Annotated in this window: 14 protein-coding genes; 7 read left to right on the forward strand and 7 right to left on the reverse strand. The window is 67.8% G+C overall.

What is annotated here, in order from left to right; genetic code table 11:
* The first annotated feature begins 126 nt into the window (after positions 1-126).
* Complete coding sequence (locus tag AC2JAJ_RS01860) at positions 127-396, forward strand: GlsB/YeaQ/YmgE family stress response membrane protein (protein WP_221384215.1); 270 nt, start codon at positions 127-129, stop codon at positions 394-396.
* A 158-nt stretch (positions 397-554) separates the two neighbouring features.
* Complete coding sequence (locus AC2JAJ_RS01865) at positions 555-2,711, forward strand: putative bifunctional diguanylate cyclase/phosphodiesterase (protein ID WP_486414502.1); 2,157 nt, start codon at positions 555-557, stop codon at positions 2,709-2,711.
* A 6-nt stretch (positions 2,712-2,717) separates the two neighbouring features.
* Here the strand turns inward: AC2JAJ_RS01865 and AC2JAJ_RS01870 are convergent, their stop codons facing one another.
* Positions 2,718-3,158, reverse strand: coding sequence for a hypothetical protein (locus AC2JAJ_RS01870; RefSeq protein WP_486414501.1), 441 nt, complete (start codon positions 3,156-3,158; stop codon positions 2,718-2,720).
* A gap of 198 nt (positions 3,159-3,356) precedes the next feature.
* Here AC2JAJ_RS01870 and AC2JAJ_RS01875 point away from each other — a divergent pair, with 198 nt between their 5' ends.
* The gene (locus AC2JAJ_RS01875; protein ID WP_221384212.1) at positions 3,357-3,908 is read left to right on the forward strand and encodes a dihydrofolate reductase family protein; all 552 of its coding nucleotides are present in this window, start codon (positions 3,357-3,359) and stop codon (positions 3,906-3,908) included.
* Positions 3,909-4,135: 227 nt separating this feature from the next.
* The gene (locus AC2JAJ_RS01880) at positions 4,136-4,624 is read left to right on the forward strand and encodes a hypothetical protein (RefSeq protein WP_486414500.1); all 489 of its coding nucleotides are present in this window, start codon (positions 4,136-4,138) and stop codon (positions 4,622-4,624) included.
* A 34-nt stretch (positions 4,625-4,658) separates the two neighbouring features.
* Here AC2JAJ_RS01880 and AC2JAJ_RS01885 read toward each other — a convergent pair whose 3' ends face one another.
* Together AC2JAJ_RS01885 and mmuM are read right to left on the reverse strand one after the other, a co-directional pair.
* Positions 4,659-5,009, reverse strand: a complete 351-nt coding sequence (locus tag AC2JAJ_RS01885; RefSeq protein WP_221384210.1) for a DUF3846 domain-containing protein — start codon at positions 5,007-5,009, stop codon at positions 4,659-4,661.
* A gap of 63 nt (positions 5,010-5,072) precedes the next feature.
* Positions 5,073-6,014: a homocysteine S-methyltransferase gene (mmuM, locus tag AC2JAJ_RS01890; protein ID WP_486414499.1), complete on the reverse strand. Its 942-nt coding sequence runs from the start codon at positions 6,012-6,014 to the stop codon at positions 5,073-5,075.
* 194 nt (positions 6,015-6,208) lie between these two features.
* Between mmuM and AC2JAJ_RS01895 the strand changes: the two genes are divergently transcribed.
* On the forward strand, positions 6,209-6,973 hold the full coding sequence (locus tag AC2JAJ_RS01895) for an IclR family transcriptional regulator (RefSeq protein ID WP_486414498.1): 765 nt from the start codon (positions 6,209-6,211) through the stop codon (positions 6,971-6,973).
* On the opposite strand, the gene AC2JAJ_RS01900 is transcribed toward AC2JAJ_RS01895, so the two are convergent.
* Both AC2JAJ_RS01900 and AC2JAJ_RS01905 read right to left on the reverse strand, forming a co-directional pair.
* Complete coding sequence (locus AC2JAJ_RS01900) at positions 6,964-7,734, reverse strand: IclR family transcriptional regulator (protein ID WP_486414497.1); 771 nt, start codon at positions 7,732-7,734, stop codon at positions 6,964-6,966. The two genes, AC2JAJ_RS01895 and AC2JAJ_RS01900, sit on opposite strands and share 10 nt — an antisense overlap.
* A 206-nt stretch (positions 7,735-7,940) precedes the next feature.
* Positions 7,941-9,371 (reverse strand): amino acid permease, encoded by a 1,431-nt coding sequence (locus AC2JAJ_RS01905; RefSeq protein ID WP_486414496.1) that lies wholly within the window; start codon positions 9,369-9,371, stop codon positions 7,941-7,943.
* Between the two features lie 208 nt (positions 9,372-9,579).
* Here AC2JAJ_RS01905 and rlmC point away from each other — a divergent pair, with 208 nt between their 5' ends.
* Positions 9,580-10,707, forward strand: a complete 1,128-nt coding sequence (gene rlmC, locus AC2JAJ_RS01910; RefSeq protein ID WP_486414495.1) for a 23S rRNA (uracil(747)-C(5))-methyltransferase RlmC — start codon at positions 9,580-9,582, stop codon at positions 10,705-10,707.
* Between the two features lie 9 nt (positions 10,708-10,716).
* Here rlmC and AC2JAJ_RS01915 read toward each other — a convergent pair whose 3' ends face one another.
* Together AC2JAJ_RS01915 and AC2JAJ_RS01920 are read right to left on the reverse strand one after the other, a co-directional pair.
* Positions 10,717-11,337 (reverse strand): FMN-binding negative transcriptional regulator, encoded by a 621-nt coding sequence (locus AC2JAJ_RS01915; RefSeq protein WP_486414494.1) that lies wholly within the window; start codon positions 11,335-11,337, stop codon positions 10,717-10,719.
* A 20-nt stretch (positions 11,338-11,357) separates the two neighbouring features.
* Complete coding sequence (locus AC2JAJ_RS01920; protein ID WP_486414493.1) at positions 11,358-12,284, reverse strand: DMT family transporter; 927 nt, start codon at positions 12,282-12,284, stop codon at positions 11,358-11,360.
* Between AC2JAJ_RS01920 and AC2JAJ_RS01925 the strand changes: the two genes are divergently transcribed.
* Positions 12,283-13,692 (forward strand): aminotransferase-like domain-containing protein, encoded by a 1,410-nt coding sequence (locus AC2JAJ_RS01925; RefSeq protein ID WP_486414492.1) that lies wholly within the window; start codon positions 12,283-12,285, stop codon positions 13,690-13,692. The genes AC2JAJ_RS01920 and AC2JAJ_RS01925 overlap by 2 nt on opposite strands.
* Positions 13,693-13,766 lie beyond the last annotated feature (74 nt).

A 13,766-nucleotide genomic window follows, 5' to 3' on the forward strand; every position in this document is an offset into this window, starting at 1 on the left:
TGCATTTCCGCCAAACTGACAGTCATCCTGTGATATTCAAACCCTTGCAGGCAAGTAAGCATGCTGATTGAATGAGGGAACCGGAGTTGGGGGACCCGGCATAACTTACTGACAAGGAGTGACAACATGGGCATTCTCGGATTTCTCATTTTGGGCCTGATAGCTGGCGCTATCGCGAAGGCGATCCTGCCGGGCCGCCAGGGTGGCGGCTGGGTGGTAACCATGGTCCTCGGCGTTGTAGGGGCCATTCTTGGCGGCTGGATCGGATCGCTGATCTTTGGCGGCGGCCTGGCCGAATTCTTCGATCTCAGGACCTGGTTGCTCGCCATCCTCGGCTCGATCGTGGTGCTGCTCATCTACGGGGCAGTCACGAACCGCAGCGGACGCCGGGTGTAACAGCACCCCTGATTCATTAGCGAAAGGCGCCGGACTCCCTTGGAGGACGGCGCTTTTTTATGTCCCCGGCATCACGGCGGACAACAGTCTTTTAACGTATTTGGCGCTACTCCTCCAATTTGCGCAGATGGCATTTATGATGGCGAAGGGGTGGTGCAATGACCGTTTTTCGCGGCCGTGGCGACAATGTGGCATTACAAAGCTTCGGCGCCATTGTGGACGCGGCACCGGACGCCCTTCTCGCCTTGGACGAGGACGGGACGGTCCTTGCTGCCAACGCCGCAGCTGCAACGCTGTTCGGGTTCAGCCAGGAAGCACTCACCGGAATGGACCAGCAGTCGCTGCTCGCGGCAGGGTCACGCCACGAGGTGGAGCAGATGTTCCGGTTGCTGCTGAGGCAGCCGCAGGAGCAGCAACCGCCCCGGGAGATGAGCTGGCTGCACCGGGATGGGACAGAATTTTCCGCAGAGGTGGCCGCCGCCCTGTTCCCCCAGCCGGCGCCAGGCGACGCGCCAGCGGAGACTGATGCCGGTCCGCGCCTCCTGCTCTCTTTGCGCAGCATGGCGCACCGCAAAACCGAGGACACCAACCTCCGGCAAGCCATGTCCCTGCTCACCGCCACCCTGGAATCCACGGCGGACGGCATCCTGGTGATCAGCAACGACGGGCGGGTGGCAGGATTCAACGACCAGTTCCTGACCATGTGGGGCATTCCGCCCGAACTCATGGAGGGGGACAGCGACGAACCTGTCATGCGCCTCATTGTGGAGCAGGTGGCGGACCTGCCAGCCTTCATGGCCCGGCTCGGTGAACTCCAGGACAATCCGGCCGCTGAAAGCCACGACGTGGTGGACTTCAAGGATGGCCGTACCTTTGAACGCTATTCCCGGCCGCAGCGCGTGGGCGAGAACATCGTGGGCAGGGTGTGGAGCTTCCGTGATGTGACGCCCCGCCGGAAGGCCCAGGAGCAGGCGCAGCAGGCCATGGTGGACCTCGCCGCGCAGGCCGAAAAGCTACGGACCATGGCGTTCCAGGACCCGCTGACGGGGCTCGCGAACAGGGCGGTGTTCAACGATGCCCTGGTCGGGTCCCTGCAGGAGCCGCGGCTGAAGACCGTGGACGTGCTGCTGCTGGACCTGGACGATTTCAAGGAAGTCAACGACATCCTGGGCCACCAGGCCGGCGACGACATGCTCATCGAAGTGGCGCGGAGGCTGCGCGGCTGCGTTCCCACGGCGGACGTGGTGGCGCGGCTGGGCGGCGATGAGTTTGTGGTGCTACTGACGGCCTGCCCCGACGCGGACGCGATCGCCGAATGCATCGTGCGCTGCCTGCACGTGCCGGTGACCATCAGCGGGACCGTGCTGCGGCCCCGGCTCAGCCTGGGCCTGGCGTCCCTGGGCCAGGACAGCGTGGGCCCGTCGGAGCTCCTCCGCCACGCGGACATCGCCATGTACGCGGCGAAGGCCGCCGGGAAGAACCGGTTCCTGCGCTTCCACCCGGACATGATGCAGGCCCTGGTGCAGCGCACCCACATGGAAAGCGGCCTGCAGCTGGCCGTCCCACGCGGCGAAATCACAGTGGATTTCCAGCCGATCGTCTCCCACCGGATGGGCCAAGTGGTTCAGCTGGAGGCCCTGGCACGGTGGGACCGCGGCGGCGAACGCGTGCCGCCGTCGGTCTTTATTCCGCTGGCCGAGCGCACCGGACTGATCAGCGAGGTCGGTGCCGAGGTGATGGCATCCGCCATGGTGCAACTGGCGGACTGGCTGAGCGAGGACCCGTCGCGGTCCCTGGCGGTCAATGTTTCCGGTGTCCAGCTGCAGGAGCCGGATTTCGCCGGAACCGTCCTTGGCCTGGCGGAGGCGAGCGGCGTTGCCCCTTACCAGCTGGTCCTCGAGGTGACGGAGAGCGTCTTCTTCGACGCCGACTGCAGCCTGATCAACCAGCTCAGCACCCTGCGGGATGCAGGTGCCCGCGTGGCCCTGGACGACTTCGGCACCGGCTATTCCTCGCTCGGCAGGCTGCAGGACCTGCCGGTGGACACCGTCAAGATCGACAAGACCTTCGTGTCCATGGTGCGCACCGGCAACGAGCGGCTGCCCATCCTCAGTTCCATGATCAACATGGCCCACAGCCTGGGCCTGACCGTCACGGCGGAGGGTATTGAAACGCCAGCGCAGGCGGACTACCTCACGGCACTGGAGTGCGATTCCCTGCAGGGGTTCCTGTTCTCGCTGCCGGAGCCAGGTGAGCGGCTCGCCCACGCCCTGGACCACGCGGAGGAAGCGCTCAACGCGCTGAAGGGGCGCTAGCTGCGGTCAGGCTGCTTCGTTGCACCCGGGCCGCGGCTTCGGCGCGGGCTGGGCCGGCCTGGGGGCCGTGGCGTTGGGCTGCGGGGCCGGCGCTGTGGGCTGCGGGGCAGCCTCTGCCGGGGCGGGGTGCGGCACCGGAGCAGGGTCCGACGCCGGCATGGCGGCAGGTGCGGCAGCGTCAGTATGTGCAACGGGCGCGGAGGCCGCGGTCCGGTTGCTGCGCCACCGGCGGAGCAGGTCAAGGGCTGCCAGGAGGCCGGCGAGCGGGGTGAGTACCGCGGCCGAGTAGACGAACAGCATCCAGGTGAGGGTGGTCAGCGGCGGCTGGCTGTTGTTCAGGAGCGACAGGCCGCCCAGCATGCCCACCACCCAGAACAGGAGCACGGCGGTGAGCACGGCGCCGGCGGGAAAGTACTGGTTGGTCACGATCTTTTTCAGGGTTTCCATGCACTTCCTCCTGCCTGGCCGGGGGACGGCATAAGCCGTTCAAAGACAAGTATGAAGCCCAGCCGGGGCGAAACTGCGCAAGACGCAACGGCGAGTGATGAATGTAACGTGGGCGCCCGCCGTCGTCCGAAAAACCCTTCCCCGGGCGGTGCCCGGCGCATAGCCTAAAGCCTGTCCGCTCAACTATTGGAGGCTCCCATGCGCAAGGTGACCGCCGGCCTGTTCCACTCCGTGGACGGCGTGGTGTCCGATCCCTTTAAGTTCCAGTTCGACAGCTTCGACGAGGAGCTCGGCCAGGGCCTGGCCACGATGATCAACACGGTGGACACCGTGGTGCTGGGCCGCGTCAGCTACCAGGAGTGGGCAGGCTACTGGCCCACCGCCGCCACGGATGAGGACTTCGCGCGCTTCATCAATCCGGTGGAGAAGTTCGTGGCGTCGCGCACGCTGACCGCACCGTTGGAATGGCAGAACTCGCAGCTGATGGACGCGCCGCTTGAGGAGTTCGTGTCCCGGCTGAAGGAACGCGACGGCGGTGAAATCGCCGTGTGCGGCAGCATCTCCGTGGTGCGGCAGCTGCTGTTTGCGGGGTTGCTGGACTCGCTGACGCTGATGACCCATCCGGTGATCGCCGGCAGCGGCCGCCACCTGTTTGGGGAGGGCGACCCGCTGACCCGCCTGGTGCTGCAGGAGCAGTCGCGGACCAGCAAAGGCAACGTGCTGACCACCTACGGGCTGCGCGGCGAATAGCGGCCGCCGTCGACTGCGGCTGTTGCGGCCAACGTGGGGCACATTGACACGGACACGCCGGGATTCATGGCCGGGACGGGGCAGATCGCTGTTGATGTGCCCCGCGACGGCGGGCGGCAGCGGCCGCAGCGCCGCATCCGGAGAGGGACAAGGGGCAAATTAAGGACGGCTTAAGCGCGACACGCGATTCTTGGTGCACCCAACCGCACAAAGCGAAAGGAAATCCAATGAAGACGAACAGCGTTACGCGTGGACTGGCCGCGGCAAGCCTTGCCGCGGGCGCGTTGGCGGCTTCGACACCGGCGGCCTCGGCAGCCAGCGCCGTGCCAGAGCCGATCGATGTCTCCTTCACAGCCTCCTGCCCCGGCTTCAAGGCCGAGTTGCAGGCCTCTGGGAAACTCGGGGTCATCAACCTCCCCGGCGACCGCCAGTTCCTTACCGCCCCAGACCTGGAAGTTACTGTTACGGGTCCGGGCGATTCGCTCAGCTACGTCATTACAGGCGTGGTCATGGTCCAGAACCTGTCCGACGGCGGCCAGTTTGTGACGGCGACTGGACCGAACCTGATCACGGTCCCCAAAGCCAACGGCCATCCGGCGGGGCTCTACTACACCACCGGGACTGTGAGCTGGACGTTGGATAAGAAGGGCCGCGAAGTCGGTGGCATGTTCACTGGTTCGGGCACAGTGACGGATGTCTGCGCTGCCATCAGCTGACATCCGGTTCGGGGCGCCGCTGTCCGCATTGGCTTCACGCGGCCAGCGGTGCCCCGAACAGCTGCTCCGCCAGCCGGGCCAGGTGCTCCGGCAGGTCCGCTTCGGCCCCGTGTTCGCCGCGGCCGAGGAACACCGCGGTGCCCCGGATTCCGTCAAGGTCCAGGCCGCATTCGTGCAGCAACTGGCCGGCCCGGAAGTTCACAGGAAGCAACGTGGTGACGCTTTCGGCGTTCAGGTACACGTGCCAGTCGCCGCGGATCACCGATTCCAGCGGCCCGCCCACCAAGGCTTCGAGGGCCCTGCGGTCGGTTTCCACCTGCTCGATGCGGATCGCTTCGGCATTGCTAGCCGGTACTACAAGTGCTAAGTAAGTCCTGTTGTCCATCGTTCGTCTCTCCACTGGGATTAACATCCGGGGAGACTGCAGTGTTCCCGATCGGGCCCAGGTTCACCTGGCCTTTGCGATGGCCGCGATATCACCGGGGGTGGTCCGGCAGCAGCCCCCGATGATGCGGGCGCCCTGCTTCCGCCAGGCGGGGGTTCCCTGTGCAAGGTCCGCGGGACCCCGCTCCCCCTCTCCGCCGCCCGAACCCCAGGTCTTGGTCCCGGGGTCGTAGGCCTCCCCTGAATTGGGATAGGCCAGCAGTGGCTTGTCCGTGTCCAGCCGCAGTGCCGAGAGTGCAGGGGTGACCAGGTGCAGCGGGACGCAGTTGATCCCCACCGCTGCGACATGGGACTGCTCATCCAGGAGCGACGCGACTTCTGCCAGGGACGTGCCGTCGCTGATGTGGGCGCCGTCGCGCAGGGAGAAGGAGAACCAGGTTTCGACGCCGTATTCCCCGGTGAGTGCCAGCAACGCCTCCGCTTCGGCAAAGGAGGGCAGCGTTTCACACGCCAGGATGTCGGCGCCGGCCTGCACCAGCGCCGCCACCCGGGGGGCGTGGAAGTCCGTGAACTCCCCCGGCGTCAGCGCGTAGTCCCCGCGGTACTCCGAGCCGTCCGCGAGGTAGGCACCGTACGGGCCAACGGAGCCGGCAACCAGCAGCGGCCCGGCATCCGGCGCCTCGGCCAGGTACTCGCGCCGGGCATCATCTGCCAGGCGGACGGACAGCGCTACCAGGTCCAGGGCTTCCTTGCCGCCGATCCCGCGCGCCGCAAAGCCCTGGGGTGTTGCCTGGTAGCTGGCGGTGGTGGCGATGCTGGCGCCGGCCGCGAAGTAATCCCGGTGGACGTCCCTGATCAGCTCGGGCTCTTCGAGCAGTACTTTGGCGGACCACAGCGGGTCCTTGAGGTTGCAGCCGCGGGCCTCAAGTTCCGTGGCCAGGGCGCCGTCGGAAAGCACGGCCCGACCTGACGCCAGTACGGCGGACAGCGATGAAGTGGGAGACATCTGATCACTATAAGCATCTCCTTATGCTCCACGAGACTGTTACGCCTCTCCCCCAACGCCTGGGCCGGGGCGACGCGCCGGGGTCACCGGAAGAGCGCCGGAGTCGCCGGAACGCTTCGGCGTCCCTGCACCGTTCCGGCGATCCCGCGGTCAGCCCGCGGTGAGCCCGGAGCCTGATCGCTAGACTCGGAACCATGTCGAAGACCTCCAGCATGGGCCGCGGACTCATGGCCGTCCTGGCCGTAGGACCCCGCCACGCCGCGGGGCGTCCCGGCGCCTCCGTGGCCGAGGTCGCTGCGGACCTGGAAAAGGACCGCAGCCAGGTAGCACGCAGCCTGCGCACCGCAGAGCAGGAAGGTTTCCTGGTCCGCAGCGGCCGCGCCTACACCCTTGGCTGGGACTTCTTCACCGACGCCCAGCTCATCACCGCCAGCCGGCTGGAGTCTGACGGCGCCGCCGCCCTGGAGACCCTGGCCGCCGGCACCGATGAGGCATGCTTCCTCGGAGTGCTGCAGGGCGACAGTACGGTGACCATCAGCGAGAGTGTTCCCGCCAGCAGCAACCTGGTGGGCTCCTGGCTGGGCCGGCCCTACCCCGCCTACTGCAGCGACGCCGGCCAGGCTGTCCTGTGGGAAGCATCGGAGGCGGAGGTACGCACAGTCTTTGCGAATGCTGCCTTTGTCCGGCACGGACCAAAGACCCCTGCCAGCATCGAGGAGTTCCTCGCCCGGCGCGATGCGGCAAGGACCCGCGGATACTCAATCGTGGACGAGGAGGCCGAGCCCGGCCTCTACTCCCTGGCCGTCCCCATCCGTGACTTCAAAGGCGACGTGGTGGCGGCCCTGCAGATCGTCGGGATCAAGGACCGGCTGCAGCCGCGGCGGCACTCCTGCGCGGCGGCACTCGTGGAACAGGGGCGGTGGCTGGAGTCGAGGCTGGGCTTCCCGCCTCAGGCCTGACCTGCGGCGGCCCCGAGGCGATTCGCGGAATGCCATAGCGCGTCCGCCGCGGAGCCTGGCACCATCCCGGAACGGGGGCCGAGGACGCTGACCGCGGCCATGACGGAGCCCCCGGGTCCGCGCACCGGCACCGCAAGCTCCAGGACCCCGTGCTCAAACTCCTCGTCGGCCGCAATGAAGCCGGCATCCCGGTCCCGGACCATAAGCTCCCAGATTCCGTTGGTGGAATGGGCGGCACCGGGACCGCCGATACCGATGAAATTCACGTCAGCCAGCAGGCTGTCCAGCGCGGCCCGGTCAAAGTCCCACAGCAAGGCCCGGCCCGCGCCGGTGCACCAGGCGGGGGTGACCATGCCCGGGGTGACAAAGCTGCCTGGCATCGAGTCATTGCTGGAGTTCCGGAGCAGGACCACGCGGAAGCCGTCCCGGACCGAGAGCCGGGCGCGCAGACCCAGGCTTGCCACGAGTCCTTCGAGCTCTGCTTTTGCCTCCCGGACCCACCCCGTGTTGAGTGAGGCTGCCAGCGTGAAGAAGCGCGGACCCGTCCGGAAGGGTCCGCGGTCCCCGCGTTCCAGGAGTCCGAGCGCACAGAGCTCCTGCGTCAGCCGGGATACCCGGCTTTGCTCCATGCCCAGTTCCGCGGCGAGTTGGGATACGCCGAGCAGTTGCCGTCCCCGCTTCTCGCGGTCAGCCACGAGCCGCACGATCCGCAGGCCCTGCGCCAGTGACGACGCCTCAACCGACGTTGACTCCACGCTCACCCACCAGTCCCGGCCATCATTACGCACCCCATTGTCCCACGGCGCTGTTCCACGAGGTTGTTCCACAGCATTGTTCACGGTCCCGCGGCGGCGGTCGCCACGGGACCGGCACCCAGCCGGCACCCAAGGTAGATGGACGACGGCGGCGCCCCGGCACCTGCCGTAAGCACCTGCCGCCGTTGCCGTCGTCGCGCGTTCCACGGTGGTTAGTTGACGGACACTGCCTTGCGCCCGTGCCGGAAGTGGAAGTAGGCGTAGCAGGCTGCCACGAACGGGACGCCGAAGTACAGGGCGGCAGCCTGCGCGGGGTCCAGCGCGATGCCGATGAGGGAGACGACGCAGAGGGTGAATGCCAGGATGGGCACCAGCGGAAACAAGGGGGCCTTGTAGGGCAGGGCCGCGACGTCGCCGCCGTTGCGGACGAAGGCCCGGCGGTGTAAGAAATGCGAGGCGGTGATGGACATCCAGACGCCCACCACGGCAAAGCCGGCCACGGACACCAGCACCAGGTACACCGTTTCCGGTGCCACCACGCTGCTGATGAGGGAGGCGAGGCCGCCCACCATGCTCAGTGCCAGCGCGGTAAGGGGAATGCCGCGGCGGGTGAGCCGTTTCAGGGCGCGCGGGGCGTGGCCTTCGTCGGCGAGCGAATAGAGCATCCGGGCGCAGGAGAACAGCCCGCTGTTTCCGGCGGACAGGAGCGCGGTGATAATGACGAAGTTCATGATGTCCGCCGCGAAGGGCAGTCCGACGGCGGAGAAGACTGTAACGAACGGGCTTTCGTCCAGTCCCACTTCGGTGTAGGGGATGGTGGCGGCGATGACCGCGATGGCGCCGACGAAGAAGATGAGCAGCCGGATGACAGTGGAGCACATCGCCCTGGGGATGGCGGTGGCGGGATCCTTGGTCTCGCCGGCGGCGACGCCGATCAGTTCGGAGCCGGAGAAGGCGTAGAAGACCGCAAGCACGGTGACCAGGACGCCGGTGAAACCGTTGGGGAACAGGCCGGATTCGGTGGCAAAGTTCCCAAGCAGGCTTGGGTGGCCGCCCGCGCCGGCCAGGGGGTGGAAGCCGAACAATGCGGCGCCACCCAGGACGATCAGGGCGATGATGGCGCCGACCTTGATGATCGCGAACCAGAACTCGGACTCGCCGAAGAACCGGGAGGAGACGGCATTGAGGCCGAAGAGGACGGCGCCGAAGACGAGGCACCAGACCCACACGTCCACATCCGGGAACCAGCGCTGCATCAGCAGGCCGGACGCGGTGAACTCCGAGCCGATGGCGACGGCCCAGCACAGCCAGTAGAGCCAGGCGGTGGCGAAGCCTGTGGCCGGGCCAATGGAACGGGCGGCATAAATGTGGAAGGCCCCGGACACGGGATAGGCGATGGCCAGTTCGCCCAGGCACGCCATCACGAGGTACACCACGAACGCCCCGACCAGGTAGGCGATCACCGCACCGAGCGGACCCGCCTGGGAGATCGTGTAGCCCGAACTGACGAACAAGCCGGACCCGATGACCCCACCCATGGCGATCATCACCAAATGCCGCGGTCCCATGGAACGGCGAAGGGCGGACTCCGCCTCCTGCGTCGCTGCCGGGCTGGGGTCCAGCGTGAGGGGTGAGGGTTCCACGGGTCTCCAAACGAAGAAATGCACGATGACCTTGCGAAACTAGCACGGTGCTCGAACTTTTCATCATTAAAAGCATTTCTTCATGCACATATTGCACGGTGTTACTTCCGTGCCGGTCTGCCTGGGGACGACGGCGGCACTTGGCCGGGTGCCGCCGTCGGGCGTTCGCTCCGTGGCCGGGAAGGCGACCGGGTAAACTTGACCGGTCATGCACTGTTCCTACTTTGATGCCGGCCGCTGCCGCTCCTGCACCCACATGGGCAGGCCCTACGAGGAGCAGCTGGCAGGCAAGCAGCTGCACTGCCAGGCCCTCCTCGCCGGGCACACGGACCTGGAGTGGCTGCCGCCGGTTGCCAGCCAGGAATCCGGCTTCCGCAACAAGGCCAAAATGGTGGTCGGCGGGACAGCGCAGAACCCCACCATCGGCATCCTGGACGCCGACGGCCATGGCGTGGACCTGCGCAAATGCGGCGTCTGCTCCCCGGGCCTCCGCGCCGTCTTCCCCGCGCTGGCCGGCTTCATCCGCAGGAACCGCCTTACCCCCTACGACGTCCCAAAGCGCAGCGGCGAACTCAAGCACGTCATCATCACCGAGTCGCCGGACGGCAGCATCATGCTCCGCCTGGTCCTGCGCTCGGAACAGCTGCTGCCGCGCATCCGCAAGAACCTCCCGGACCTGCTGGCCGCCCTGCCGCAGGTGAAGGTGGCCTCGGTCAACCTGCTCCCCGAACACAAGGCGGTCCTGGAAGGCGACCGGGAAATCCTGCTCACCGAGCAGTCCACGCTGGAGATGCGCGTCAACGACGTCAACCTGCACCTTCGGCCCCAGAGCTTCTTCCAGACCAATACGGAGATGGCCGCTGCCCTGTACCGGCAGGGGCGCGAGTGGGTCAACGGGCTTGCCCCGGCCTCCGTCTGGGACCTGTACTGCGGCGTGGGCGGTTTCGCCCTGCACTGCGCAGGCCCGGGCCGCACGGTCACCGGCATCGAGTTCAGCAGCGAGGCCATCGTCTCAGCCCGGCTCAGCAGCCGCGAAGCAGGGCTGCAGGGGATGGAGTTCGAGGCCGGCGACGCCACCGCCTTTGCCCTCGCAGCGGAGGAATCCCCGGACCTGGTGATCGTCAACCCGCCGCGGCGCGGGATCGGCAAGGAACTGTGCGGCTGGCTGGAGTCCTCGGACGTGCAGCACGTTGTCTACTCCAGCTGCAACGCGCAGTCCCTGGCCCGTGACCTGGCAGCGCTCCCCTCCTTTACCGCGCGTCGGGCCCGGGTCCTGGACATGTTCCCGCAGACCACGCACTACGAGGTGATGGTCCTGCTCGAGCGGGCTGCCTGAACGCACGCCTCAAGGCCGGACGCGTTCGACGGCGGCCGCGCTGGCTTCCTGCCCGCCGGCCCGCAGTCCAGCGGCCACCCCTGCGGCGTCGGCGGCGGAGCGGTTCTGGCTCAGCTTCTCCTTCGCCTCGATCCGCGTGATCACCAGCTCCACGCCTACGATGGCGCGCAACTGGCCCGCGATGAACTTCGCCGGAGCATCGTCCACCGACCAGGGGCGCTTCCGCCCCGACTCATGCACCTGGCTCAGGCGCCGGACGTGCCCTGCCAGCCATTCGGCGTCGTCATGGACCACCAGCTCGCCGTACACGTGCGCGGTGCTGTAGTTCCACGTGGGGACAACGCGGCCGTGCTCAGCCTTGGAGGCGTACCACGACGGCGAAACGTAGGCGTCCGGACCCTGGATGATGGCCAGCGCCTCGCCCTTGCCGGACGCCGACCACTGGGGGTTGTTGCGCGCCATATGGGCCTGCAGCGCCCCGTGCTCCCCCACGTCCGGGGCGAAGTCGAAGGGCAGGAGGGTGGCGAGCAGTCCCTGGTCCGTCACGGTGATGAGATTGGCCGCCCCGGGGCTCGAAAGGAGGTCCTGGACGGCCTCGGATCGGGCGGCGAAGTGGGCGGGAATGTACATGGGAAAGTCCTTCCAGAAGGTCAGCGGGCTGGTTTGAGCCGGACGCGGACGGCCGCCGCGGCGCAGAGGATGACGGCGAGGGCGCCGATGACGGTGGTCCAGGTGAGCGGCTCCCCCAGCAGGAGCGCCGCCCAGCCGATGCTGAGGACCGGCTGGACCAGCTGGATCTGGCTGACCTGCGCTATCGGGCCGATGGCCAGGCCGCGGTACCAGGCGAAGAAGCCCAGAAACATGCTTACCGCGGCGAGGTAGGCGAAGGCGGCCCACTGGACGGGGGTGGCCGACGGCGGCTGGGCGGCCATGGCGAGCAGCATCAGGAGCAGCATCGCCGGTGCGGCGAGGACCAGGGCCCAGGCGATGGTCTGCCAGGAGCCGAGTTCACGGGCCAGCAGTCCCCCTTCGGCGTATCCGACGGCGGCGCATCCCACGGCTCCCAGCAGCAGCAGGTCGGCCCAGTGCAGGTGGCCTGGTCCGCCGGACTGCAGGAACGCGAACACGATGGCGGCCAGTGAGCCAAGGGCCATCACGGCCCAGAAGGCGCCCGGCGGACGCTCGCGGGTGCGCAGGACGGCGGCAGTTGCCGTGGCCGCGGGCAGCAGCGCGATGACCACGGCACCGTACCCGGCAGGCACTGCGGTGAGGGCGTAGGAGGTGAGTAGCGGGAAGCCGGCGACGACGCCGCTGGCCACCAGTGCCAGCCTGGCCCAGGTGCGGGGCCGGGGCAGCCGCTGCCGGGTAATGGCCAGGGCCGCGGCGGCAAGGACTGCGGCGGCGACGGCGCGGCCCGAACCGATGAACAGCGGGGACAGTCCTTGCACCGCAACCCGGGTGAAGGGAACCGTGAAGGAGAAGGCGGCCACGCCGAGGAGTCCCCACCAGATCCCGGTCAAGGGCCGGGGCGGTATCACTGGGCGGGAAAGGAGAGTAGCGCTACTATTTACTTTCATGAACAACGATAGCAGTGCGCGGATCGTTCTGGCACTCAAGCAGTGGATTTCCAGTGCCGCCCCCGGGGCGCGGCTGCCATCCACCCGCTCCCTCGTGGCTGATTACCAGGCGAGCCCGGTGACGGTGCAGAAAGCCCTGCAGGCACTGACCGCGCAGGGGCTGATCGAGAGCCGGCCCGGAGTGGGCACCTTCGTCCGTGCCGTCCGGACCGCGCGGCCCTTGGACCATGGCTGGCAGACGGCAGCGCTGCGCTCGCCGTCATCCGCACTGCCGCCGTCGTCAAGCACCATGCGCAACGTGCCCAGCGACTCCATCTGGTTCCACTCCGGGTACCCGGCCAGGGAACTGCTGCCCGAGCGGCTGGTCCGGACAGCATTGGCCCGGGCGGCGCGAGGGGATGCCGCGCTGTCCCGGCCACCTGCCGCCGGGATGCCGGAACTACAGCAGTGGTTCGCCCACGAACTGGGGCAGGCGACTCCGGTGGGCGTCACTCCCCCGGCACCGAATGACGTGATCGTGCTGCCCGGAAGCCAAAGCGGGCTCAGCTCGGTCTTCCGGGCCCTGGTGGGAGCAGGGCAGCCGCTGCTGATGGAGTCACCCTCATACTGGGGCGCGATCCTCGCCGCTGCCCAGACCGGGGTGCGGACCGTGCCAGTACCCAGCGGCCCGGAGGGTCCGGACCCGGACGATCTGGACCGGGCCTTCGCGGAATCGGGGGCCCGCGCGTTCTATGCCCAGCCGAACTACGCGAACCCCACCGGCGCGCAGTGGTCGCGCGGCCGCGGCGGAGAAATCCTGGAGGTGGTGCGGCGGCACGGCGCATTCCTGGTGGAGGACGACTGGGCCCACGACTTCGGCATCACCTCGGACCCCCTGCCGTTGGCCACCCAGGACGACGCGGGCCAGGTGGTCTACATCCGGTCGCTGACCAAGAGCGTTTCCACAGCTATCCGGATCGCGGCGGTCATCGCGCGCGGACCGGCGCGGGAGCGCATCCTGGCCCACCGCGCCGCGGAGTCGATGTACGTCAGCGGCCTGCTGCAGGCCGCTGCCCTGGACGTGGTGACCCAGCCGGGATGGCAGACGCACCTGCGCAGCCTCCGCCACCAGCTCCAGTCACGCCGCGACCTGCTGGCCACCAGCGTCCGCGGGCATATCCCGCAGGCGCACATCGACGCCCTGCCCAAGGGCGGGCTGAATCTGTGGCTGCGCCTACCCGACGGGACGGACCTGCCCCGGCTGGTGCGCGACTGCGAGGACGCCGGCGTGATCATCGCAGCCGGGACGGAATGGTTCCCGGCCGAGCCCGCCGGCGCCTTCATCCGGCTCAACTACTCCGGCCCGAACCCGGGCGCGTACCCGGAAGGGACCCGGATCATCGGCGAGGCCCTGGCGCGGCAGGGGTAATGATGGAACCTGGCCTGACGGAAACGCGTCACTTTACGCAGGTGCGGTACCCGGAGCGCGGAAATCCACCTGAA

This window comes from Arthrobacter sp. MOO21, assembly GCF_057369995.2.

Coding starts and splice junctions, on each gene's coding strand:
- AC2JAJ_RS01865 (WP_486414502.1), top strand. CDS start 555: ATGACCGTTTTTCGCGGCCGTGGCGACAATGTGGCATTACAAAGCTTC.
- AC2JAJ_RS01860 (WP_221384215.1), top strand. CDS start 127: ATGGGCATTCTCGGATTTCTCATTTTGGGCCTGATAGCTGGCGCTATC.
- AC2JAJ_RS01885 (WP_221384210.1), bottom strand. CDS start 5,009: ATGGACAACAGGACTTACTTAGCACTTGTAGTACCGGCTAGCAATGCC.
- AC2JAJ_RS01920 (WP_486414493.1), bottom strand. CDS start 12,284: ATGAAAGTAAATAGTAGCGCTACTCTCCTTTCCCGCCCAGTGATACCG.
- AC2JAJ_RS01915 (WP_486414494.1), bottom strand. CDS start 11,337: ATGTACATTCCCGCCCACTTCGCCGCCCGATCCGAGGCCGTCCAGGAC.
- AC2JAJ_RS01895 (WP_486414498.1), top strand. CDS start 6,209: ATGTCGAAGACCTCCAGCATGGGCCGCGGACTCATGGCCGTCCTGGCC.
- AC2JAJ_RS01880 (WP_486414500.1), top strand. CDS start 4,136: ATGAAGACGAACAGCGTTACGCGTGGACTGGCCGCGGCAAGCCTTGCC.
- rlmC (WP_486414495.1), top strand. CDS start 9,580: ATGCACTGTTCCTACTTTGATGCCGGCCGCTGCCGCTCCTGCACCCAC.
- AC2JAJ_RS01870 (WP_486414501.1), bottom strand. CDS start 3,158: ATGGAAACCCTGAAAAAGATCGTGACCAACCAGTACTTTCCCGCCGGC.
- mmuM (WP_486414499.1), bottom strand. CDS start 6,014: ATGTCTCCCACTTCATCGCTGTCCGCCGTACTGGCGTCAGGTCGGGCC.
- AC2JAJ_RS01875 (WP_221384212.1), top strand. CDS start 3,357: ATGCGCAAGGTGACCGCCGGCCTGTTCCACTCCGTGGACGGCGTGGTG.
- AC2JAJ_RS01925 (WP_486414492.1), top strand. CDS start 12,283: ATGAACAACGATAGCAGTGCGCGGATCGTTCTGGCACTCAAGCAGTGG.